At 49.1% G+C, this 18737-nt stretch carries 17 protein-coding genes and 1 other RNA gene; 6 read left to right on the top strand and 12 right to left on the bottom strand.

All coding sequences use genetic code 11. The annotated features are described in order from the left end of the window. Positions 1 to 71 precede the first annotated feature (71 nt). Together gcvH and gcvT are read right to left on the bottom strand one after the other, a co-directional pair. On the bottom strand, positions 72 to 461 hold the full coding sequence (gene gcvH, locus AB8S08_RS09625) for a glycine cleavage system protein GcvH (RefSeq protein WP_110076129.1): 390 nt from the start codon (positions 459 to 461) through the stop codon (positions 72 to 74). A 31-nt stretch (positions 462 to 492) separates the two neighbouring features. Further along, positions 493 to 1572 carry a glycine cleavage system aminomethyltransferase GcvT gene (gene gcvT, locus AB8S08_RS09630; RefSeq protein WP_369742602.1) on the bottom strand — a complete coding sequence of 360 codons (1080 nt, stop codon included), beginning with the start codon at positions 1570 to 1572 and terminating at the stop codon, positions 493 to 495. A 175-nt stretch (positions 1573 to 1747) separates the two neighbouring features. Here gcvT and AB8S08_RS09635 point away from each other — a divergent pair, with 175 nt between their 5' ends. Then, a complete protein-coding gene (locus tag AB8S08_RS09635; RefSeq protein WP_369742603.1) occupies positions 1748 to 2623 on the top strand; it encodes a LysR substrate-binding domain-containing protein in 876 nt (291 codons plus the stop codon). Between the two features lie 2 nt (positions 2624 to 2625). Here the strand turns inward: AB8S08_RS09635 and AB8S08_RS09640 are convergent, their stop codons facing one another. The 4 genes from AB8S08_RS09640 to AB8S08_RS09655 are packed head-to-tail and all read right to left on the bottom strand — an operon-like array spanning position 2626 to position 6972. Further along, positions 2626 to 3789 carry an FAD-dependent oxidoreductase gene (locus tag AB8S08_RS09640; protein WP_369742604.1) on the bottom strand — a complete coding sequence of 388 codons (1164 nt, stop codon included), beginning with the start codon at positions 3787 to 3789 and terminating at the stop codon, positions 2626 to 2628. Between the two features lie 18 nt (positions 3790 to 3807). Then, complete coding sequence (ubiH, locus tag AB8S08_RS09645; protein WP_369742605.1) at positions 3808 to 4998, bottom strand: 2-octaprenyl-6-methoxyphenyl hydroxylase; 1191 nt, start codon at positions 4996 to 4998, stop codon at positions 3808 to 3810. 5 nt (positions 4999 to 5003) lie between these two features. Next, positions 5004 to 6326 carry a Xaa-Pro aminopeptidase gene (pepP, locus tag AB8S08_RS09650; RefSeq protein WP_369742606.1) on the bottom strand — a complete coding sequence of 441 codons (1323 nt, stop codon included), beginning with the start codon at positions 6324 to 6326 and terminating at the stop codon, positions 5004 to 5006. A 58-nt stretch (positions 6327 to 6384) separates the two neighbouring features. Further along, entirely contained in the window at positions 6385 to 6972 is a 588-nt protein-coding gene (locus AB8S08_RS09655) for a UPF0149 family protein (RefSeq protein WP_110076123.1), read from the bottom strand. Between the two features lie 127 nt (positions 6973 to 7099). On the opposite strand from AB8S08_RS09655, the gene AB8S08_RS09660 reads away from it, so the two are divergent. Both AB8S08_RS09660 and ssrS read left to right on the top strand, forming a co-directional pair. Beyond that, entirely contained in the window at positions 7100 to 7405 is a 306-nt protein-coding gene (locus AB8S08_RS09660; protein ID WP_153826167.1) for a cell division protein ZapA, read from the top strand. Positions 7406 to 7460: 55 nt separating this feature from the next. Beyond that, positions 7461 to 7644, top strand: a non-coding RNA gene (gene ssrS, locus AB8S08_RS09665) — 6S RNA. A gap of 36 nt (positions 7645 to 7680) precedes the next feature. Here the strand turns inward: ssrS and AB8S08_RS09670 are convergent. Beyond that, on the bottom strand, positions 7681 to 9264 hold the full coding sequence (locus AB8S08_RS09670; RefSeq protein ID WP_369742607.1) for an amidohydrolase family protein: 1584 nt from the start codon (positions 9262 to 9264) through the stop codon (positions 7681 to 7683). Between the two features lie 75 nt (positions 9265 to 9339). Here AB8S08_RS09670 and AB8S08_RS09675 point away from each other — a divergent pair, with 75 nt between their 5' ends. The 3 genes from AB8S08_RS09675 to serA are packed head-to-tail and all read left to right on the top strand — an operon-like array spanning position 9340 to position 11894. Then, positions 9340 to 9927, top strand: a complete 588-nt coding sequence (locus AB8S08_RS09675; RefSeq protein WP_181394929.1) for a 5-formyltetrahydrofolate cyclo-ligase — start codon at positions 9340 to 9342, stop codon at positions 9925 to 9927. 45 nt (positions 9928 to 9972) lie between these two features. After that, entirely contained in the window at positions 9973 to 10635 is a 663-nt protein-coding gene (rpiA, locus tag AB8S08_RS09680; protein WP_369742608.1) for a ribose-5-phosphate isomerase RpiA, read from the top strand. A 2-nt stretch (positions 10636 to 10637) separates the two neighbouring features. Further along, the gene (serA, locus tag AB8S08_RS09685; RefSeq protein WP_369742609.1) at positions 10638 to 11894 is read left to right on the top strand and encodes a phosphoglycerate dehydrogenase; all 1257 of its coding nucleotides are present in this window, start codon (positions 10638 to 10640) and stop codon (positions 11892 to 11894) included. 69 nt (positions 11895 to 11963) lie between these two features. Here the strand turns inward: serA and phoU are convergent, their stop codons facing one another. The 5 genes from phoU to asnA all read right to left on the bottom strand — a co-directional run bounded on the left by phoU (position 11964) and on the right by asnA (position 18567). Beyond that, positions 11964 to 12680, bottom strand: a complete 717-nt coding sequence (gene phoU, locus AB8S08_RS09690) for a phosphate signaling complex protein PhoU (protein ID WP_110076117.1) — start codon at positions 12678 to 12680, stop codon at positions 11964 to 11966. 13 nt (positions 12681 to 12693) lie between these two features. After that, a complete protein-coding gene (gene pstB, locus AB8S08_RS09695) occupies positions 12694 to 13512 on the bottom strand; it encodes a phosphate ABC transporter ATP-binding protein PstB (protein WP_153826171.1) in 819 nt (272 codons plus the stop codon). 44 nt (positions 13513 to 13556) lie between these two features. Further along, a complete protein-coding gene (pstA, locus tag AB8S08_RS09700; RefSeq protein WP_369742610.1) occupies positions 13557 to 15212 on the bottom strand; it encodes a phosphate ABC transporter permease PstA in 1656 nt (551 codons plus the stop codon). Between the two features lie 14 nt (positions 15213 to 15226). Beyond that, positions 15227 to 17470, bottom strand: coding sequence for an ABC transporter permease subunit (locus AB8S08_RS09705; RefSeq protein WP_369742611.1), 2244 nt, complete (start codon positions 17468 to 17470; stop codon positions 15227 to 15229). Positions 17471 to 17577: 107 nt separating this feature from the next. Then, positions 17578 to 18567, bottom strand: a complete 990-nt coding sequence (gene asnA / locus AB8S08_RS09710) for an aspartate--ammonia ligase (RefSeq protein WP_369742612.1) — start codon at positions 18565 to 18567, stop codon at positions 17578 to 17580. Positions 18568 to 18737: the final 170 nt, after the last annotated feature.

Consider the following 18737-nt stretch of genomic DNA (forward strand, 5'->3'; position numbering starts at 1 on the left):
CGCGTTACTACAGAGATAAGAAACGCAAAACCCCGGTGCGAACAACCGGGGCTTGAGCATTTTATCTCTTCTTATTCTTCATCGATAACTGCTTGATAACCTTCTGCATCTAGCAAGCTTTCAACTTCGCTGGCATCGTCTGCTTTAATTTTGAATAACCAGCCGTCACCGTATGGGTCGTTGTTAACGGTTTCTGGAGCGTCTTCTAGCTCTTCGTTTACCGCCACAATTTCACCAGCAATAGGTGCATAGATATCTGAGGCCGCTTTTACTGATTCAGCTACGGCAACATCATCGCCTGCTGCAACAGTGGCGCCAACTTCAGGTAGTTCTACAAACACCATGTCGCCTAGCAAATCTTGCGCGTGCTCAGAAATGCCAACCGTGAAAATACCATCGCCTTCGTTACGAACCCACTCGTGCGTTGATGCGTATTTTAATTCCTTTGGGATATTGCTCATTATTGTGTCCTCGATGATTCTGTAAAACTGACTAAAGTACGGATTGACCGTTACGAACAAAGCTTGGTTTAACCACGCTTACTGTAACTAATTTTTTGCGAATTTCCACTTCGGCGGTAGCGCCCACGGTTGCTGGCACTCGCGCCAACGCAATCGAGAAACCTAAGGTAGGTGAGAAGGTACCTGACGTGATCACGCCTTCGCTATCACCTACAATCACTTTTTGGCCATGACGCAGAACGCCTTTCTCTTTCATCACTAAGCCCACCAATTTGGCGTGGCCTTGTGCTTTTTGTTCAGTAAGTGCTGCTCGACCAATAAAGTCGCGTTCAGCTGGCTCAAAAGCCACACTCCAGCCCATATTGGATTCAAGCGGAGTAACGGTTTCATCCATATCTTGGCCGTATAAGTTCATGCCGGCTTCTAAACGCAAGGTATCACGAGCACCTAAACCGCAAGGCTGTACCCCAACATTCAGTAGCGCATCCCAAAGTGCGACCACCTGCTCAGCTGGTAAGGCAATTTCGTAGCCTTTTTCGCCGGTATAGCCCGTAGTTGCAATAAAATAATCGCCTACTTGCAACGACATGAAGGGCTTCATGCTGGCTACATCTGAAAATTTGTCAGCACCCATCACCAATTTTAGCTTTTCTTCCGCCTTTGGACCTTGCAGCGCAAGCATGGCCAACTCCGGACGTTCAGTAATAGTTACTTGAAAGTCTGCAGCTACCGCGTTAATCCAAGCCATGTCTTGCTCACGCGTGGCAGAGTTAACCACCAAACGGTAAGACTCATCGGTAAAGTAATACACAATCAGGTCGTCAATCACGCCACCAGCTTGGTTTAACATACCGCTGTATAAAGCTTTACCTGAGACGGTTAGCTTAGCGACATCGTTGGCTAGTAAGTACTGTAAAAATGCTTTTGCTTCGGTACCGGCAACATCTACAATCGTCATGTGCGATACATCAAAAACGCCAGAGTCATTACGTACAGCGTGGTGTTCTTCTATCTGCGAGCCGTAGTTAAGCGGCATATCCCAGCCGTGAAAATCCACCATTTTCGCATTTGCTTTCACATGTGCGTCGTACAAAGGAGTGCGTTGAGCCATGACCAAAGTATCCTGTTGGGTTAGTTACTTCTTAAAATTTGTGGCCCTAATTATAAGACCCTAAGGGCAAGGCAACAAATGAATATTACTTATACATTTATTTAAAATATTAATATGGTTAAAATAGCTATTAATATTATTTATTAATACGTGCCAACTACCCGAGCTGATCATCATGCAACATTTATCGTTAGAAGCTCTGCGCGCTTTTATCAGCGTGTACGAGTTGCAAAGCTACACCGCTGCTGCGCAACAACTCAGTCGCTCGCAGCCCGCCATTAGTTTGCAATTGCAACGACTAGAAGAGTTGCTTGGAAGCCAGCTATTGCAGCGCAGCGGTGGTCGCATTCATCTTACCGCAACCGGTCGTGAGCTCTGGGACCAAGCTAAACATCTGCTTAATATTAACGACCAAATCTTTGCTAAAATCGCTGAGCCATCGCTGACCGGCGTGGTACGGCTTGGTATTCCCAGTGAGTTTGCCAGTAAGTTATTGCCGCAAGTGCTGGGACAATTTGCACAATCTTATCCCCACGTAACCTTGTCGGTTACCTCTGCGCTAAGCAAAGAATTACTCGCCCAAGAACAGCAGCAGTTTGATCTAGTGATTGCCCTCAAGGAACCTGATAAGCGACTTACCCGTGCTGGTTTAGTGCTGCTCAAGCAAGATTCACTGGTGTGGGTGAGTAGTATTGCCAGCAACCAATTAGCGGCGGTAACCGATAGCGCCGCCGAAGCAGTGCCGCTGGTGGTCGCGCCAGAAGGCTGTATTTATCGGCGTCGCGCCTTACAAGTACTGCGCCAGCACACCATCCCTTTGCGTATTAGTTACACCAATGCGGATTTTTCTGGGCTGACTGCGGCCATCGATAGTGGTTTGGGGATTACGGTGTTAGCGCAAAGTACGTTGCCCGACAATCTCATTCACGTCCGCCATGTGGGATCACATGCTTTGCCTGAGCTGGGTAATGTGAGCGTCGTGATGTGGCAGGCCGATAGTGATAACCCGGCCGCCACTCAATTGGCTCAGTTTATTCAAGAACGTATATAGGCTTATGCGCCCAGAGCTGCGCGCATCAGTTGTTGCTTTAACGGCGTCACTCGATGCGCGAGCTGCAACGCTAAGCCGCGCCCTAACTTGGCCCAAGGCGCACTGCCGGCAAACCCACGTTTAAAGCTTTCCATCGCGCCAATCATGGTTACCGCTGCGGCCTTACGCTGCCGCTCCCATTGGCGTAATTGTTTTGGCAGGGTTGCGACCTGAAGCTCTGGGTGCGCAAAAATAGCCAATAAGTCAGCCACATCAGCAAAGCCCAAGTTAGCTCCTTGACCGGCCAAGGGGTGAATACTATGAGCAGCATCACCTAGCACCAGCAGACGCTGCTGCACCCAACGTTGACAGTACTGCATACGCAGCGGAAAAGTAGCTCGCGCTGATTTTAGCTGCAGCAACCCCAAGCAATTATCGCTGGCTACTTGTAACTGCCGAATAAAATCACTGTCGCTAAGGGTACTCAGTTGCTGCGCTCGTTCGGTATCCGCCGACCACACGATCGATACTTGATTGGCATCCGCTAACGGCAATAAAGCCAAGGGCCCGGTCGGCAAAAACACTTGGCGCGCAATACCTTGATGCGGTAACTCGGTAGTAAGCACTGCTACTTGGGCCTGTTGTTGATAGTCCCAAAAAGTAAGCGGCAAGTTTGCTTGTGCACGCACGGTAGAACGAGCACCATCGGCTGCGATCAGATAATCGCCAGTTAATGTTTGCCCATTGGCTAGGGTTACCTGTATTCGCTGATCATCAACCTGTTGTTGCACTAACTCGGTGGTCGCCATAATCGACACCCCTGCCGCCACAGCTTGGTCCCACAGCACTTGTTCAAGCACTTTGTTTTCAACAATGGCGCCGATGTCGGCCAGCGCTAGTTCGCTGGCATCAAACTCGATTCGGCCAAAACTATCACAGTCCCACACCCGCATCCCTGTGTAAGGGCCAAGGCGTGATGCTGGCATTTGCTGCCAACTGCCTAATCGCTCAAGTAAGCGCCTACTACTGTGAGCTAGCGCACTTACCCGCAGTTCGGGCGTGCTGCCATACTCAGGCCGGTCACCGCGTTCAATCACAATAACCCGATGCCCAGCTTGTTGCAGGCCAATGGCCGTAGCCAGCCCGATCATACCGGCCCCAGCGACAATAAAGGTGAATGGCTGCATGGTTATCCTATCGTCTCGTTAATTTCTATAACCCATGGTTTTACGGGCAAATTGCTGCTTCAGTGGCAACAACCACGCCAAGGCACTCAAGGCGATGTTGCGCCCAATCACCAGTGGCAACAGTTGATTAGAAAAGCCTCGAACCAAGCTATCAGTTAAGCCAATAATGGCTTTATAGTCGCTCTGGCGCTCACGCTGGTAACTTGCCAACACACGATACTGCCCGGCATCGGCTGCCGTCGCTAGCTGTTGGCTTAAGCTAATTGCATCGCGCACACCCAAGTTAAATCCCTGCCCGGCAATCGGATGCAAGGTATGCGAGGCGTTACCTATTAACACCAAACGCTGAGCAATATGTTGTTCGGCTAAATGCAATTGCAATGGGTACTGCACTCTGTCCCAGACTTTACGCAGCCGCCCCGCGCGATAGCCAAAGGCTTGTTGGCACTTGGCCATAAATTCATCATCGCTAGCAGCCATCATCTGTTCGGCTTCTGCTGGACGCAGACTCCAAACTAACGAAGCGACTTGGTCATTAACCGGTAACAACGCCAGTGGCCCAGTATCAGTAAAGCGCTCATAAGCCCAGCCTTGCATCGGCTCAGACAGTTCAAGCATGGCAATTATGCCCACTTGCTGATAATCCGTTTGCTGCATCTGAATACCAGCCGAGCTGCGCACTTGTGAGCGTGAGCCATCTGCACCTACTAACAGCTGGGCATGGCAAACGTGCGGCTGATCTGCAACTTGGTAATGCACTGCAATACTATCTTGTTCTGGTTGTGAATGACTAAACCAAGCGCCAGCCAGCCATTCAATATTAGCTTGCGCTAGGCAAGCCTGATAAAGCGCTTGGTTGAGTTGCGCCGCCGCGATCACATAGCCAAGCGCGGGCACGCCTTGTTGCTCAGCATGCAGTTGCGTCATGCCCAGATGACCTCGATCACTCACATGAATGTGCTCAATTGCGCAGGCGGCAGACGCTACTTCTGGCCACACTTGCAGTTGTTGTAATACGTCAATGGTAGCGGCCGCCAGCGCTATGGTGCGTTTATCTTGCGCCGGCCCACTGGCCTGTGGCTCAAGCACTGTTACGATCCAATCCGGCCGCTGCCGTGCTACTAATAAAGCCGTTAACGCCCCAACGAGGCCGCCGCCGGCAATCACTATAGGTTTTAGTGTGTCAGCTGGTCGTGGCGCTGCTGCCATTGCTGTTACCCTTGCATCCAAGTTTCTATTTCAGCGACGGTTTTAGGTGCCGCTGCAGTCATATTTTCGTGCCCGGTGGCGGTTACAATCACATCGTCTTCAATCCGAATGCCTAAACCATGCCATTTTTTATCTACCCCAGCCATGCCGTGCGGAATATACACCCCAGGCTCTATGGTCAATACCATACCCGGCTCAAACGGACGGTTCTTACCGGCAGCTGAATAGGTGCCCACATCATGCACATCTAAACCCAGCCAATGGCCCAGACCATGAATCATAAAGGCTTTATAAGCGCCCTCAGCGACTAGCTGCGCTGGCGTGCCCGCTAATAGGCCGAGCTCGACCAAGCCCTCCGTGAGCGCTAGTGCCATGGCTTGGGTTGCCTGCGGCATCGATGACCCTGGGGTTACCGCTGCTAAGGCTGCTAACTGCGCTTTTAACACCACGTTATAAAGTGCAGCTTGGACTTCGCTAAAGCGGCCGTTTACTGGGAACGTGCGGGTAATATCGCCCGCATAACCTTGATATTCGGCACCAGCATCAATCAAGATTAAATCACCATCGTGCAACTCATCGGCGTTATCGGTGTAGTGCAAAATACAGGCATTGTCGCCACCCCCACAAATACTGCCGTAAGCTGGGTGGTGAGCGCCTTGGCGCGCAAATTCATGGTGCAACTCTGCCGCTACCTGAAACTCATAGCAGCCAGGTTTGGTAAAGCGCATCGCGCGCTTATGGGCCGCCACGCTAATAGCTGCTGCAGCACGCATTAAATCGAGCTCTGCGGCACTTTTAATGATGCGCATATCGGCCAGCACTGAACTCAAATCTTGCCAGCTAGAGGGCGCAACATAGCCTTGTTTTGGCGCTTGACGCAGAGCACTGGCAACATCATGTAGCTGCTCTAACAAGCTGCTATCTTCATGGCTGGAAAACACCACATCGGCTTGATTAAGCACATCTAATAATACTTCTTCAGCATCTTCGATACTGTGCGCCACATCAACCCCAAGGTGGGCTACAGCTCTGTCAATTCCTAAGCGACGACCGTGCCATACTTCGGCTGCCGGATCGCTAGGTTGGCAACACAGAATCACTTGTTGCGCTCTACCCGGCGCTAAAATCAATAAGGCGTCGGGCTCGTTAAACCCCGTGAGATAAAAGAAATCACTATTTTGCCGAAATGGATATTCGGTATCACGGCTGCGTGTTTGTAGGCTAGCGGCGGCAATCACTGCTACCCCATGGTCTGCATGGCTGCTGACATGATCTAAAATTCGCTGCCGACGTTGCTGATATTCAGCCAAACTAATAGACTGCTGCATACAAGGTTTCCGCTCTCAATACTTGAATGAGGTAAAACGAACTGAGGTGAACGCTCATTTAGTGGAGCGTTTTGTTGGTTTTACAAGCGCCGCCACTGGCCTGGCCTAATTCACCAAAGCACAACATGGCTGATACTCGTAAATACTCAACGATTTCAAAGTAAGCTCGCTCTGCTTCTTCTTCATCTTCAATTTCAAAATCTAACTTGGCAATTTCAACCATATCTTCAATGGCTTCACGCAAGTCTTCCGATAAGCCAGCCAGGTTGGTTTGATTAATACCAAACCCTACTAAATACGACTGCACCCAGTTAATTAGACCAGTTAAGCGTTCGTATAAAGATTCGTTATCACTTGGTAACAACAGGTGAAAACCTAAATCGGGGTCGCGCAAGCTGGCGCAGATGGAGTGTGCCAGCTCGGTACAGCGTTCACGTAACTGCGGGTTAAAGGATTGCCCTTCGTTCACTAAGTCGCTGAGTAACAACAACCAGTCTTGCCCTTCAATACTGGCACCGCCAGCGATCATACCGGTTAAAATGCCATGAATTTCGGCGGCATTAGAGAGCAATCCTTGGCTTTCAAAATATTCTGTTAAAGTTTCGTAGGCGAATGGATTATTGGCACCACTGCTTTGATCTGTCATAGCGTCATCTCTATCATGATTTATGCTGCCATCCTATCACCACAGGCCCTTTCAGGCTAGCTGACAAAACCCCGTTAGGCATGCCATAATCACCCTAACGCAGTAGCAATAATAACGAGGAAGAGGCATGAGCCAGCGTGCAATGGAAATAAAACTTATGGATCGCAACTACAAAATTAATTGTCCAGTTGGGCAAGAAGTTGCGTTGCAGCGCGCCGCCGACAAACTCAACCACAAACTTGAGCAAATTCGTAGCAACAAGCGCTTAACCCATGCGGAGCAAATTGCCGTGATGGCTGCGCTCAATCTTGTGCACGAAGGCGCACAAGTTGAACAACAATTGCGCAAACAGGTCGAAGATTTGGAAGAAAAGCTAAAATTGCTGCAAGAAACCTTAGAACAGGTCATGACAGAGCAAGGTCCAAAACGTTAGAATACCCAAGTTCGCTTCGCTGACTCAATGAGTGCAGTTAAGCATGCAAGACAATGACTACCTGGAATGTTCGCCAGCACGCCGATGTCCCTGAGCCGATGCTAGTAGTATAGGGGCTCACTGAGCGGCTATTGTGCAAGCTCGACTCGTATCGAGAAGCCTGCGGTCGATTCAATTGCGCCCCGCCTTGAACCAGTGGGTTCAAGGGCCAAGGCACGCAGCGGCATTTTGGGTAGTCACCCTTCTCAAAGATAGTTCGTTATTCGTACGCTTCGCTATTCGTCCGCGGTGCTGTTCGTGCGTTTATGCTCTTGCACAATACGGCGAACGTCGGCAAGCAGCTCTTGGGCATCGTAGACGATGCCGTCTTTAATGGTGTAGCGAATGCCCTTAGTGCGCATCGGCTGATTATTGTCGTCTAACTTATAGTGCCCAGTACCGTATAACACTTTAAAGTTAGCTAATGGATTTTCATCCACAACGATCATGTCGGCCTTTTTGCCAACCACGATGCTGCCAATATCGTCATCTAAACCCAGCTCTTGTGCACCATTTAAGGTTGCAGCCTGAATCACTTCTAATGCGTTAAAGCCAGCTTCACGCAGTAATTCTAATTCGCGGATAAACCCGAACCCGTAAATTTTATAAATATAGCCAGCATCTGAACCCGTGGTGATACGACCGCCATGGTTTTTAAAATCATTGAGAAAAGTCATCCACAACTGGTAATTTTGGCGCCATGCCACTTCATCATCGGTGGTCCAATCAAACCAATAAGAGCCATGGGCATAACGACTTGGGGTAAAGAAGTCCCACAATTGCGGCAAGGTGTATTCCTCATGCCAGATAGCTTGACGCTCACGCATCAGATCACGGCTAGCCTCATAGATGGTTAAGGTAGGATTGATAGTAAAGTCTAGGGCTATCAATTCGTCGCGCACTTGGTTCCAACGGTCTGAACCTGGCTGTGCGGCTTGCTGCCATAACCGTCCCGCGGCCCGAAACCGATCTTGCTCATCGTTGTAATTGTAATCTGCTGGGTAATCCTGAATGACCTGTCCACTAAAGAGCGCTTCTGGCAAGCCATACCAGTGTTCCATACTTCCTAAACCCAAACGCGCCGAGTCCACCACGTTGGTGCGCACCACATTCAGTTGCGCATGGTGCATCATCGAACCCAGCTGTTGCTGTTTAGCTTCATCCAGTGCAGCCGCCATTACCTTAGGCGTGGCGCCAAAAAACTTAATGCCTGCAGCACCTTGTTGTTTGATTTGACGCACCCAAGTACGTGCTTGTTCTGCAGTAAAGATAGGCTCTTCGGCACCCATGCCAAAACCCACAAACGGAATGATCCGCGGTGCTACGATTTGGTTGCTCTGGCTTTGCTGTTGATGCCATTTAGTCCAGGCTAGACCATTAAAGCTGCCCGGCTCACGCACCGTCGTAATGCCATGAGCCAACCACAGCTTCAACACATATTCCGCGGGTATGCCGTCAGCAGAGCCACCAATATGCCCGTGCATATCAATAAAGCCTGGTAAAACATATTTGCCGGTTAAATCCAGTTCACGGTCACCCGGTTGTGCTTGCGGTCGGCCCTGTGCTTTTATCGGAACGCCAGGATGACCAACACTCACAATACGCACGATGCGGTCCTGCTCCACCACGATATCAACTGGGCCTTGGGCCGGAGCTCCTTCACCGTTAACGAGCGTCACTCCGCGTAGAATTAAGCGCTGAAATGGCCCCTCGCCCTGCTCTGCGCGCGGTGGTGCTTTCGCTGAATCAGCTTGGGCAGGAGCAGCGGTAGCTCCCAACAAGAAACAAGTAAGTAACGTGGCGAACAGAACAGGCTTCATGATATAACTCTTTTTATTATGTTATGGGTTGGCTAGTTATTGAGCTCTAGTTATTAAGCCAAGGATATCAGTGCCGTGCAACAACAGCAATTACGTCAACAACTTCTGGCTAAACGTGCAGCTATCTCTGCTCCCGATCGAGCTGCAGAAGCTGCTGCAGTAAGCGAGCACTTACTGGCGCTACCAGAGCTGCAAAAAACCAAGCGTATCGGTAGTTACATCAGTGTTAAAGCGGAGTTGCCGACCCCTCAACTGAACCAACGCTTGATAAGCATGGGACACCAACTCTCGGTGCCCGTGTTGCATCCAATCAACACCGGGCACTTATTGTTTTTACAAGTGCATCCGAAGACCTTATGGGTTCCCAATAAATACCACATTCCCGAACCCGCGTTGCAGGTAGCAGATATCACCCCGCTTGCTCACTTAGATATTTTGCTGGTGCCACTGGTGGGATTTGACCACCAAGGCAATCGCTTAGGCATGGGCGGTGGCTTTTACGATCGTACCCTTGCGGCTTGGCATCGCGGAGCATATCCGCACTTGCAAGTGATTGGGCTAGCGCTGACCTGCCAGCAAACCCCGAAGCTGCCGGTTAACCCTTGGGATATCCCCTTAAATAAGGTGATCACTGCAGCAAAAGTTTGGGACTTTTTGCGGTAAAACTGTATACTGAAAAGCCATAGCTAACTCACTATGGAATCTACCATGTCTACCGCTCAAGAAGCCCTCAAAAAGCAAGCCGCCGAAGCCGCACTTAAGTACATTCAACCCAATACTGTGGTTGGTGTTGGCACCGGCTCTACGGTTAATTATTTTATTGATGCTCTCGCCACCATCAAACAAGATATTGAAGCTGCGGTATCTAGTTCTGAAGCCTCAACAGCACGCTTAAAAGCTCACGGCATTGAGGTGATTGAACTCAATAACTGTGTAGATTTACCCGTTTATGTTGATGGTGCCGACGAACTTGACCAGCACTTACGCATGGTTAAAGGGGGCGGTGGCGCTCTTACCCGCGAAAAAATCATTGCCGCAGTTGCCCAACAGTTTGTGTGTATTGCCGACCAATCCAAGTTAGTAGGCCGACTTGGCCAGTTCCCGGTACCCGTTGAAGTGATTCCCATGGCGCGCTCATATGTCGCACGTGAAATCGTGAAACTAGGTGGTGACCCCGTCTGGCGTCAAGGGTTTATCACTGACAACGGCAACATCATTCTGGATATTCACAACTTTGATATCCTAGACCCTGTTCAACTAGAGCTACAATTGAATAATATCGTAGGCGTTGTTAGCAACGGCTTATTTGCTAAGCGTGGCGCTAATATTGCCATTATCGCCGGTAGCGACGGTTTACAAATTCTGGAGTAACAATGTCTCATTTAGCGAATCCACAGGTGTCATTGGCGAAAGATAGGATCAATATCTTATTGCTTGAAGGTGTACACGACAGCGCCATCAAAGTGTTACAGCAACATGGTTACACCAATATTCGCGCGCTGCCAACGTCACTGGCTGAAGCTGAACTAATTGAAGCATGCCAAGAGGCCCATTTTATTGGGATTCGTTCGCGCACCCAGCTCACCGCCAAAGTCTTCGCAGCAGCAGAAAAACTGGTAGCTGTCGGTTGTTTTTGTATTGGCACCAATCAAGTTGATTTAGCTGCTGCGCGCCAGCATGGGGTGGTGGTCTTTAACGCGCCCTTCTCTAATACCCGCAGTGTTGCCGAATTAGTGCTAGCAGAAATGATCATGCTGTTGCGCCGTATTCCCGAGAAAAACGCAGCGGCCCATCGCGGTGGCTGGGATAAAGCCGCCAAAGGCTCGTTTGAAGCGCGCGGAAAAGTTCTTGGTATCATAGGCTACGGCCATATTGGCAGCCAATTAAGTGTGCTGGCCGAGCAATTGGGCATGCAAGTACGTTATTACGATATCGAAACCAAATTATCCTTAGGTAATGCCCTGCAGCTAGCCAGTTTATCCGAGCTGTTAGCGCAAGCGGATGTGGTAACCCTACACGTACCCGAAACACCGCAAACACAATGGATGATCGGCCCTGAGCAATTAGCGCAGATGAAACCTGGCGCGGTGTTAATTAATGCGTCCAGAGGCACGGTTGTGAAAATCAACGCCTTGGCTGATGCACTCAAATCCGGTCACCTCGCGGGTGCTGCGATTGATGTTTTCCCGGTGGAGCCCAAAGGCAATGACGAAATGTTTGAGTCGCCCTTGCGTGGCTTAGACAATTGTATTTTAACCCCGCACATTGGTGGCTCAACCCAAGAAGCACAAGAGAATATCGGTATTGAAGTTGCCGGAAAGCTAGTCCGCTACTCAGATAATGGCTCTACGTTGTCTGCGGTTAATTTTCCTGAGGTTGCTTTACCAACTCATGATAAAGCGCGCCGCTTGTTGCATATTCACCACAACCGCCCAGGTATGCTAACCCGCATCAACCAAATTTTGGCGGACAACAATATCAACGTGGCGGGTCAATACTTACAAACCGACAGTGAGGTAGGTTACGTAGTCATTGACATAGAAACGCCGCCTAAGAGCAGTATCGCCGACGACCTCCTCGCTGCGATCCGCAGTATCGATGGCACCATTAAGGCACGAGTTCTTTATTAACAAGCTCGATTCAATAAAAAAAGCCGGTCGCATCACTGCCTCCGGCTTTTTGTATGAGTAGGAAGTTAGTTAACGTGTACCTTTAACCGTTTGTTCCATTGATTCGGGTGACACATGGCGCACGTCTTTTCCTTTCACGAAGAAAATAATGTACTCCGCAATATTCTGACAGCGATCACCGATACGCTCGAGTGAACGGGCTGACCAAAGGACATTCATGACCTTAGGAATACCGCGCGGATCTTCCATCATATAGGTCATCAACTGCCGCGTAAGAGCCTCGTATTGACGGTCGGCTTGGGCATCCATTTGGTGAACCTCGTAGGCCGAGTCTAGATCCATCCGCGCAAAGGCATCAAGCACGCCATGCAACATGGACAATACTTGCTGGCCAAGATTTTCCAAACTCACCAAAAATTGCTGCTGGTCATTGTTAAAGCTTTCTAGTGCCACACGCGCAATGCGCTCTGCTTCGTCACCAATTCGTTCAAGATCTGAAATGGTTTTAAAAATTGCGATGATTAATCTTAAATCACTCGCTGCTGGCTGGCGTTTTGCAATAATTTGTACGCAGGCTTCATCAATCTGCACCTCGAGTGCGTTGATTTTATAGTCGCGCTGCAAAATTTGCTGCGCCATATCATGATCTGATTTTTCTATGGCAATCAACGAGTCACGCAGTTGCTGCTCAACCAGCCCACCCATACTCAATACTTGGTTACGAACAGCTTCTAATTCTTCATTAAACTTGCCGGAAATATGCCGGCTCATATTTACTTTATCCATGGGCTGCTCCTAATTAACCGTAACGTCCAGTGATGTAATCTTCCGTTTGTTTTTTCTGTGGGGTCGTGAACAAGGTGTTGGTATCAGCATATTCAATTAACTTACCCATGTACATAAAGGCCGTTTGATCAGACACCCGTGCCGCTTGTTGCATGTTGTGAGTAACGATCACCACAGTAAACTGTTCTTTAAGCTCGGTAATAAGTTCTTCAATCGTCAGCGTAGAAATAGGATCTAGAGCTGAGGTTGGCTCATCCAACAATAAAACTTCCGGCTCTATAGCAATCGCACGAGCAATCACTAAACGTTGTTGCTGACCGCCTGATAAGCCGAACGCTGATTCGTTCAAACGATCCTTCACTTCATCCCAGAGTGCTGCACCTTTTAGCGAACGCTCTACCACTTCATCTAAACGGCGACGATCGTTCACCCCTTGTAGGCGCATCCCGTAAACCACGTTTTCATAAATAGATTTAGGAAACGGATTCGGGCGCTGGAACACCATGCCAACTTGGCGGCGCAAAGCTGCAACATCGACATTTTTAGCGTAGATGTTTTGCTCGTGGAGGCGAATTTCACCACTCACTTTACAAATTTCAACAAGATCATTCATCCGATTGATACAACGCAACAGCGTTGACTTACCGCAACCTGACGGCCCGATAAAAGCAGTCACACGGTTTTTCGGGATTTTCATTGAAATATCATACAAAGCCTGAGCTTCGCCGTAGTGCAAATTTAAATTCTGAATTTCTAAAGCAGTATCTGCAGCACTCAAATTAGCTAAATCTAACGAGCCTGCTTGGGTATTGGTCGGAGTTACCGAAATCATAATATCAACCTTCTGCGCTTAAATTTTATGGCTACAAACACTAATTAGTGCTCAAGCGAACGATATTTTTCACGTAAGTGGTTACGCACACTGATAGCGGTCAAATTGAGACCGACAATCACAGTCACCAATAAAAATGAGGTTGCATAAACCAGCGGTCGCGCCGCTTCTACGTTTGGACTTTGGAAGCCAACATCATAAATGTGGAAGCCTAAGTGCATAAATTTTCTGTCTAAATGAAAATACGGGAAGTTTCCATCAACGGGCAACATTGGCGCTGATTTTACTACCCCTACTAACATCAATGGCGCTACTTCACCGGCCGCTCGCGCTACCGCCAAAATTAAGCCGGTCATGATCGCTGGCGATGCCATCGGTAAAATGATGCGCCACAAGGTCTCTGCCTTGGTGGCTCCAAGGGCCAAACTACCCTCACGCAAGGTGCTAGGAATACGTGATAAACCTTCTTCGGTAGAAACAATGACCACAGGTAGCGTCAAAATAGCCAAGGTAATAGCAGACCACATCACCCCTGGGGTACCAAAAGTTGGGCTAGGTAAAGCCTCTGGATAGAAAATCTGGTCTAATGAACCACCCACCATGTACACAAAGAAGCCTAAACCGAATACACCATACACAATCGAAGGCACACCCGCTAAGTTGATCACAGCGATACGAATCAAGCGTGTGATAGCATTTTTGCCCGCGTATTCGTGCAAATAAACCGCTGCGATAACGCCAAACGGGGTCACAATCACCGACATTAATAGCACCATAAACACGGTACCAAAAATAGCTGGAAAGACGCCGCCTTCAGTATTGGCTTCGCGTGGGTCTTCAGTAATAAATTTACCGATCTGAGTAAAGAAGTGCGCCACTTTTGCAAACCATCCCATATCGTTGGGGAAAGTCGCATCCAGCACCCGATACATAGGGATGGTCACTTCTTCACCGCGCATGTCGCGCATCACTACGCTATCGCGGCTTGCTTGATCACGATAAGCAAAGAGTTGCTGCTCCAGTTCCCGATACGCCGCTCGCTGGGCTTCTTCGGCTGTTGCTATGCGCTGTTCTTCAGCTGCGGTTAACTGGCCTTCTAGTTCTAACGCGCGACGTTCTAGGCGTAATCGGTTCAACTCATAGTTGATGGCACCAATCTCGCCTTGCTGTAAATCAGCAGCTTGCTCATTTAACGCAACCGCTCGTTCAATTCGCTCGAACAATACCGTACGAATGGATTCAGCTGTGGCTACTGATTGGCCATTTTCAATAACATCAACCACATAACCATAGAAGTTGCCATCTTTTGAACGCTCAATCACGGCTAAATCGCTAGGCGTCTCGTTACGAATAATTTGAGGTTCCATCACCCACATAAAATCAAGGGAGACAAACTCACGATTACCTACTTTAAACAGCAATCGCTCTAACGTATCTTCTTGATAGCCATCTAGCGCCACGCCTGATTCTTGCAAACGCTCCAGACTCACCTCTTCACGGTCGTAAATTTCACCAATGATGACCCGCTTCGAGCCGTCATTGGCTTGCACTTCTACTTCATGAATGGCCGCTGGCCAAAAGAAGCTAAGCCCACGCCACGCAATCAATGCAAGCAAACCTAAGACCGCAATTAAGCTCACACTTACTGCACCAGCGGTGAGCCAAATGTAGGGTTTTCCTGATTTAAACCAAGTATTCATGGAAATCCTCATACTTACATTGAACTGTATTTATCACGTAACCGCTGGCGCACGAGCTCTGCCACCGTGTTAAACGCGAAGGTGAAAATGAATAACACAAAGGCTGCCAAGAATAAGATGCGATAGTGCGAACTACCTACTTCAGACTCTGGCATTTCTACCGCAATGTTGGCCGACAAGGTGCGCATTCCTTCGAAGATGTTCCAATCCATAATGGGCGTGTTACCAGTTGCCATTAACACGATCATGGTTTCACCTACTGCGCGTCCTAAGCCCATCATCACTGCTGAGAAAATACCAGGGCTGGCAGTTAACAACACGACTTTGGTGAGGGTTTGCCAGGTGGTTGCACCTAGGGCTAACGAACCATTAGACAGGTGCTTAGGAACACTGAACACCGCATCTTCGGCAATCGAGAAAATCGTTGGAATCACAGCAAAGCCCATGGCGATACCCACAACGAGCGAGTTGCGCTGATCGAACGTGATGCCTAACTCGTTGGTGATGTATTCGCGCACGTTACCACCAAAGAAGGTGGACTCTATCCATGGCGATAATTCAAATGATAACCAACCAGCTAATAGCACCACCGGAATCAGTACTAAGGCAGCACTGCCATCGGTAAACTTGCTGCGCCATGCTTTAGGTAAGTTTGAGCTGATTAACGCCATTAAAATAATCGACGTAGGAATTAAAATCAGGGTCGCCACAATACCCGGCAAATAAGTCTCAATGAGCGGCGCTAGCCATAACCCCGCTAAGAAGCCCAAGATAACCGTCGGTAACGCTTCCATGATTTCAACCGTTGGCTTCACTACTTTGCGCACCCCTGGCGACATGAAATAGGCAGTGTAGACGGCGGCAGCTAAACCAATAGGTACGGCAAATAACATCGCATAGGCGGCAGCTTTGATGGTACCGAAAGAAATAGGAACCAAGCTAAACTTAGGCTCAAAGTCATCTGAGCCTGAGGTGGATTGCCACACATACTGCGGCTCTGGGTAGCCTTCGTACCACACCTCTTGCCAGACTCCGCTCCAACTCACCTCGGGGTGCTCGTTATCGAGTTTAAAGCTGTGCAGTTGGTTGCCACTTTGCATCAGCAAGGTGTTTGCTCGAGGATCTATCACCAGCTGTTCAGCATGCAACTGTTCTGGTTTTGCTAAATAAAGGTCCGCTTGCGAGGTGGTATGGAAGACGCCAACTTGCCCGTCGCTGTTGAGCGCGTAGAACGTACGTCGATAGTACTCAGCAACTAACCCCGTAATGGCACTATTACCGGCCTTGAATTCACGAATGTATTGATACTGACGTCCGTTTTCTCCAGCCACTTCAAACCACTGGGTAATTAACCCCTGGTCATGGCCAAATAACACAGAACTAGCACCAGCTAGCAACTGCATGCTGGTGATAGCACCGTAACGCCGTCTATCAACATTGAGTACTTGACGCTCACTCACGCTACCAGTGCGCGACACATCATAAACCGCAAAACGGTTGCCTTGGCGCACAAATACTTGGCGCAAATCGGGCGTTACCACCAGGTTATCTACGTTACCAGTGGTTGGTAATTCACTCACTTTCGCTTTTAACTCTACTGCGCCCGTCAAGAAGCTCTTGGTGGCTTGTAAGTAATTAACCACCACTACATTATCTGAGGTGACCGCTGCAAACAGTGACGAATCGCCGTCGTACTCATAGGCAATTTGCTGTAGCTGACGCCCTTGCGGATCTACCTGATAAAGCTCACCGTCATTGGCAAAATCAACGACCGGAGTGGTTAAGCGACGGCCATTATTGAATTGGGTACGAAATTTCGGCTCGATGACGCGAGCCTTGCCATCGGCAACAGCGTAGACGTAGCGCTTATTCTGTGGCTGTGTTGCCGCAAATGCGGTGGGTTGCTCAGCCACCTGTTGCTGCAACAGCACTTGCCCTGGCTGCCAATCAGTACCTGGCTTTTGCTTCAACGCAAAGAAGCTCAAGCCGCCTAGGTTATCAAAGCGATAGCCTATCTCAGATTGTTCTTCCATCCCCATCGCCACGGTTTCGCCTTGGCCAGGAATTGCAAAAGACTGCTGTTGTTCTATATCAACCCCACGAAAAATGGGCTCGACTACATACAAGAGATAAAAGAAAATTAGGAGAAGTGCGATTAACACCAAGCCGCCACCAAAGGTTACCCCCCAGCGCGCTGCTCGGTCTTTAAATAAACGCACATTACTGGCTCCCAACTGTCCGCGTGGTGATGCCGCCATTGCTGCCTCGTTGATTTAGGTTAACTACCATTTTTATCTACGACATAGTATAGACGGCTTCTATGACAGTTATGTTACAGCGCTGTCATATAACTGACACTTTTCTGTCATGCAGCCTGGGTACCGCATAACTCCTGCAGTTCAATAGCTGGAGCCTGCACTGCACTGATATGATGCTGCTGTAAAATCCACATGGCTACGCGAGAGCGTCCGATACCGCCGCCAATGGACAAAGGTAAAGCACCTTGCAACAGTTGTTGATGCCAAGCCTGCTGCGCATAGCCTTCACAACTGCGCAGGCTTAACTGCTGCTGCAACGCACTAGCATCCACCCGTATTCCCATCGATGATAATTCTAACGCATCATCTAGCTGTGGATGCCACACCAATAAATCACCGTTAAGCCCAGCCAAGCCTTGGCTATCTTTAGCGACCGTACTCCAGTCATCGTAATCCGGTGCACGCTTATCATGCAGACTACCATCACCTAAAGTGGTGCCAATTCCCATAATAAACACCACCTGATGTTGCTGCGTGATAGCTCGCTCGCGGGCCTTCGGTGTTAACTGCGGATAGGCTTGGCGGAGCTGCTCTGCATGAATGAACGTGACCTGCTCCGGTAATTTTATCGGGCTAGGTGCAAAAGCCTGATGCGCCTTGCGTAACACCTGATAGATGTGTTGCACACACTGCTGTAAATAAGCAACACAACGCTGCTGTGGCAGGATAACCTGCTCCCAATCCCATTGTTCGACCAACACTGAATGCCGCGCTGTCAGCGCCTCTTCGTCCGGCCGTAAGGCCTTCATATCAGTCAGGATGCCGGTACCAACCGGGCACTCGAGTAGCGCTAACACACTACGCTTCCATTTCGCTAGGGAGTGCACTACCTCGTAATCTTGCTGCTGCGCTTTCACAAAGACCCGCACCGGCTGCTCAATCCCACTGAGGTTATCTTGCAAGCCAGAGCCACTAGCAACCATCAGCGGCGCCTGCACTTCAGTTAAACTTAAGCTTTGCGCCAATGCAGTTGTGATAGAGGCATATAGCTTAGCAATTTGCTGTTGTAATTTGAGTTGTTCTGAATATCCGGTCATTTTATTTATCCTAGTTACATTAACCCTTCGGCTAAGCATGAGAGCGATAAACAATAATCACCATAAAATTCATGGAGCTCAATAGCCTTTAATCAAAGTTGCATTAGGCGATAGATAATGTTGATAAAAAGCCTATTTTAATAGATATTATCTAATATCGCATGCTTTAA

The sequence above is a fragment of the Pseudidiomarina sp. PP-1MA genome (genome assembly GCF_041200125.1).
GTDB classification, from domain to species: Bacteria; Pseudomonadota; Gammaproteobacteria; order Enterobacterales; family Alteromonadaceae; genus Pseudidiomarina; species Pseudidiomarina fusca.

Excerpts from the sequence above, each read along its gene's own strand:
- pstA (WP_369742610.1), bottom strand. The coding sequence starts at position 15,212 with ATGAATACTTGGTTTAAATCAGGAAAACCCTACATTTGGCTCACCGCT.
- rpiA (WP_369742608.1), top strand. The coding sequence starts at position 9,973 with ATGTCTACCGCTCAAGAAGCCCTCAAAAAGCAAGCCGCCGAAGCCGCA.
- AB8S08_RS09670 (WP_369742607.1), bottom strand. The coding sequence starts at position 9,264 with ATGAAGCCTGTTCTGTTCGCCACGTTACTTACTTGTTTCTTGTTGGGA.
- serA (WP_369742609.1), top strand. The coding sequence starts at position 10,638 with ATGTCTCATTTAGCGAATCCACAGGTGTCATTGGCGAAAGATAGGATC.
- ubiH (WP_369742605.1), bottom strand. The coding sequence starts at position 4,998 with ATGGCAGCAGCGCCACGACCAGCTGACACACTAAAACCTATAGTGATT.
- asnA (WP_369742612.1), bottom strand. The coding sequence starts at position 18,567 with ATGACCGGATATTCAGAACAACTCAAATTACAACAGCAAATTGCTAAG.
- pepP (WP_369742606.1), bottom strand. The coding sequence starts at position 6,326 with ATGCAGCAGTCTATTAGTTTGGCTGAATATCAGCAACGTCGGCAGCGA.
- AB8S08_RS09640 (WP_369742604.1), bottom strand. The coding sequence starts at position 3,789 with ATGCAGCCATTCACCTTTATTGTCGCTGGGGCCGGTATGATCGGGCTG.
- AB8S08_RS09635 (WP_369742603.1), top strand. The coding sequence starts at position 1,748 with ATGCAACATTTATCGTTAGAAGCTCTGCGCGCTTTTATCAGCGTGTAC.
- gcvT (WP_369742602.1), bottom strand. The coding sequence starts at position 1,572 with ATGGCTCAACGCACTCCTTTGTACGACGCACATGTGAAAGCAAATGCG.
- AB8S08_RS09660 (WP_153826167.1), top strand. The coding sequence starts at position 7,100 with ATGAGCCAGCGTGCAATGGAAATAAAACTTATGGATCGCAACTACAAA.
- AB8S08_RS09655 (WP_110076123.1), bottom strand. The coding sequence starts at position 6,972 with ATGACAGATCAAAGCAGTGGTGCCAATAATCCATTCGCCTACGAAACT.
- AB8S08_RS09705 (WP_369742611.1), bottom strand. The coding sequence starts at position 17,470 with ATGGCGGCATCACCACGCGGACAGTTGGGAGCCAGTAATGTGCGTTTA.
- phoU (WP_110076117.1), bottom strand. The coding sequence starts at position 12,680 with ATGGATAAAGTAAATATGAGCCGGCATATTTCCGGCAAGTTTAATGAA.
- gcvH (WP_110076129.1), bottom strand. The coding sequence starts at position 461 with ATGAGCAATATCCCAAAGGAATTAAAATACGCATCAACGCACGAGTGG.
- pstB (WP_153826171.1), bottom strand. The coding sequence starts at position 13,512 with ATGATTTCGGTAACTCCGACCAATACCCAAGCAGGCTCGTTAGATTTA.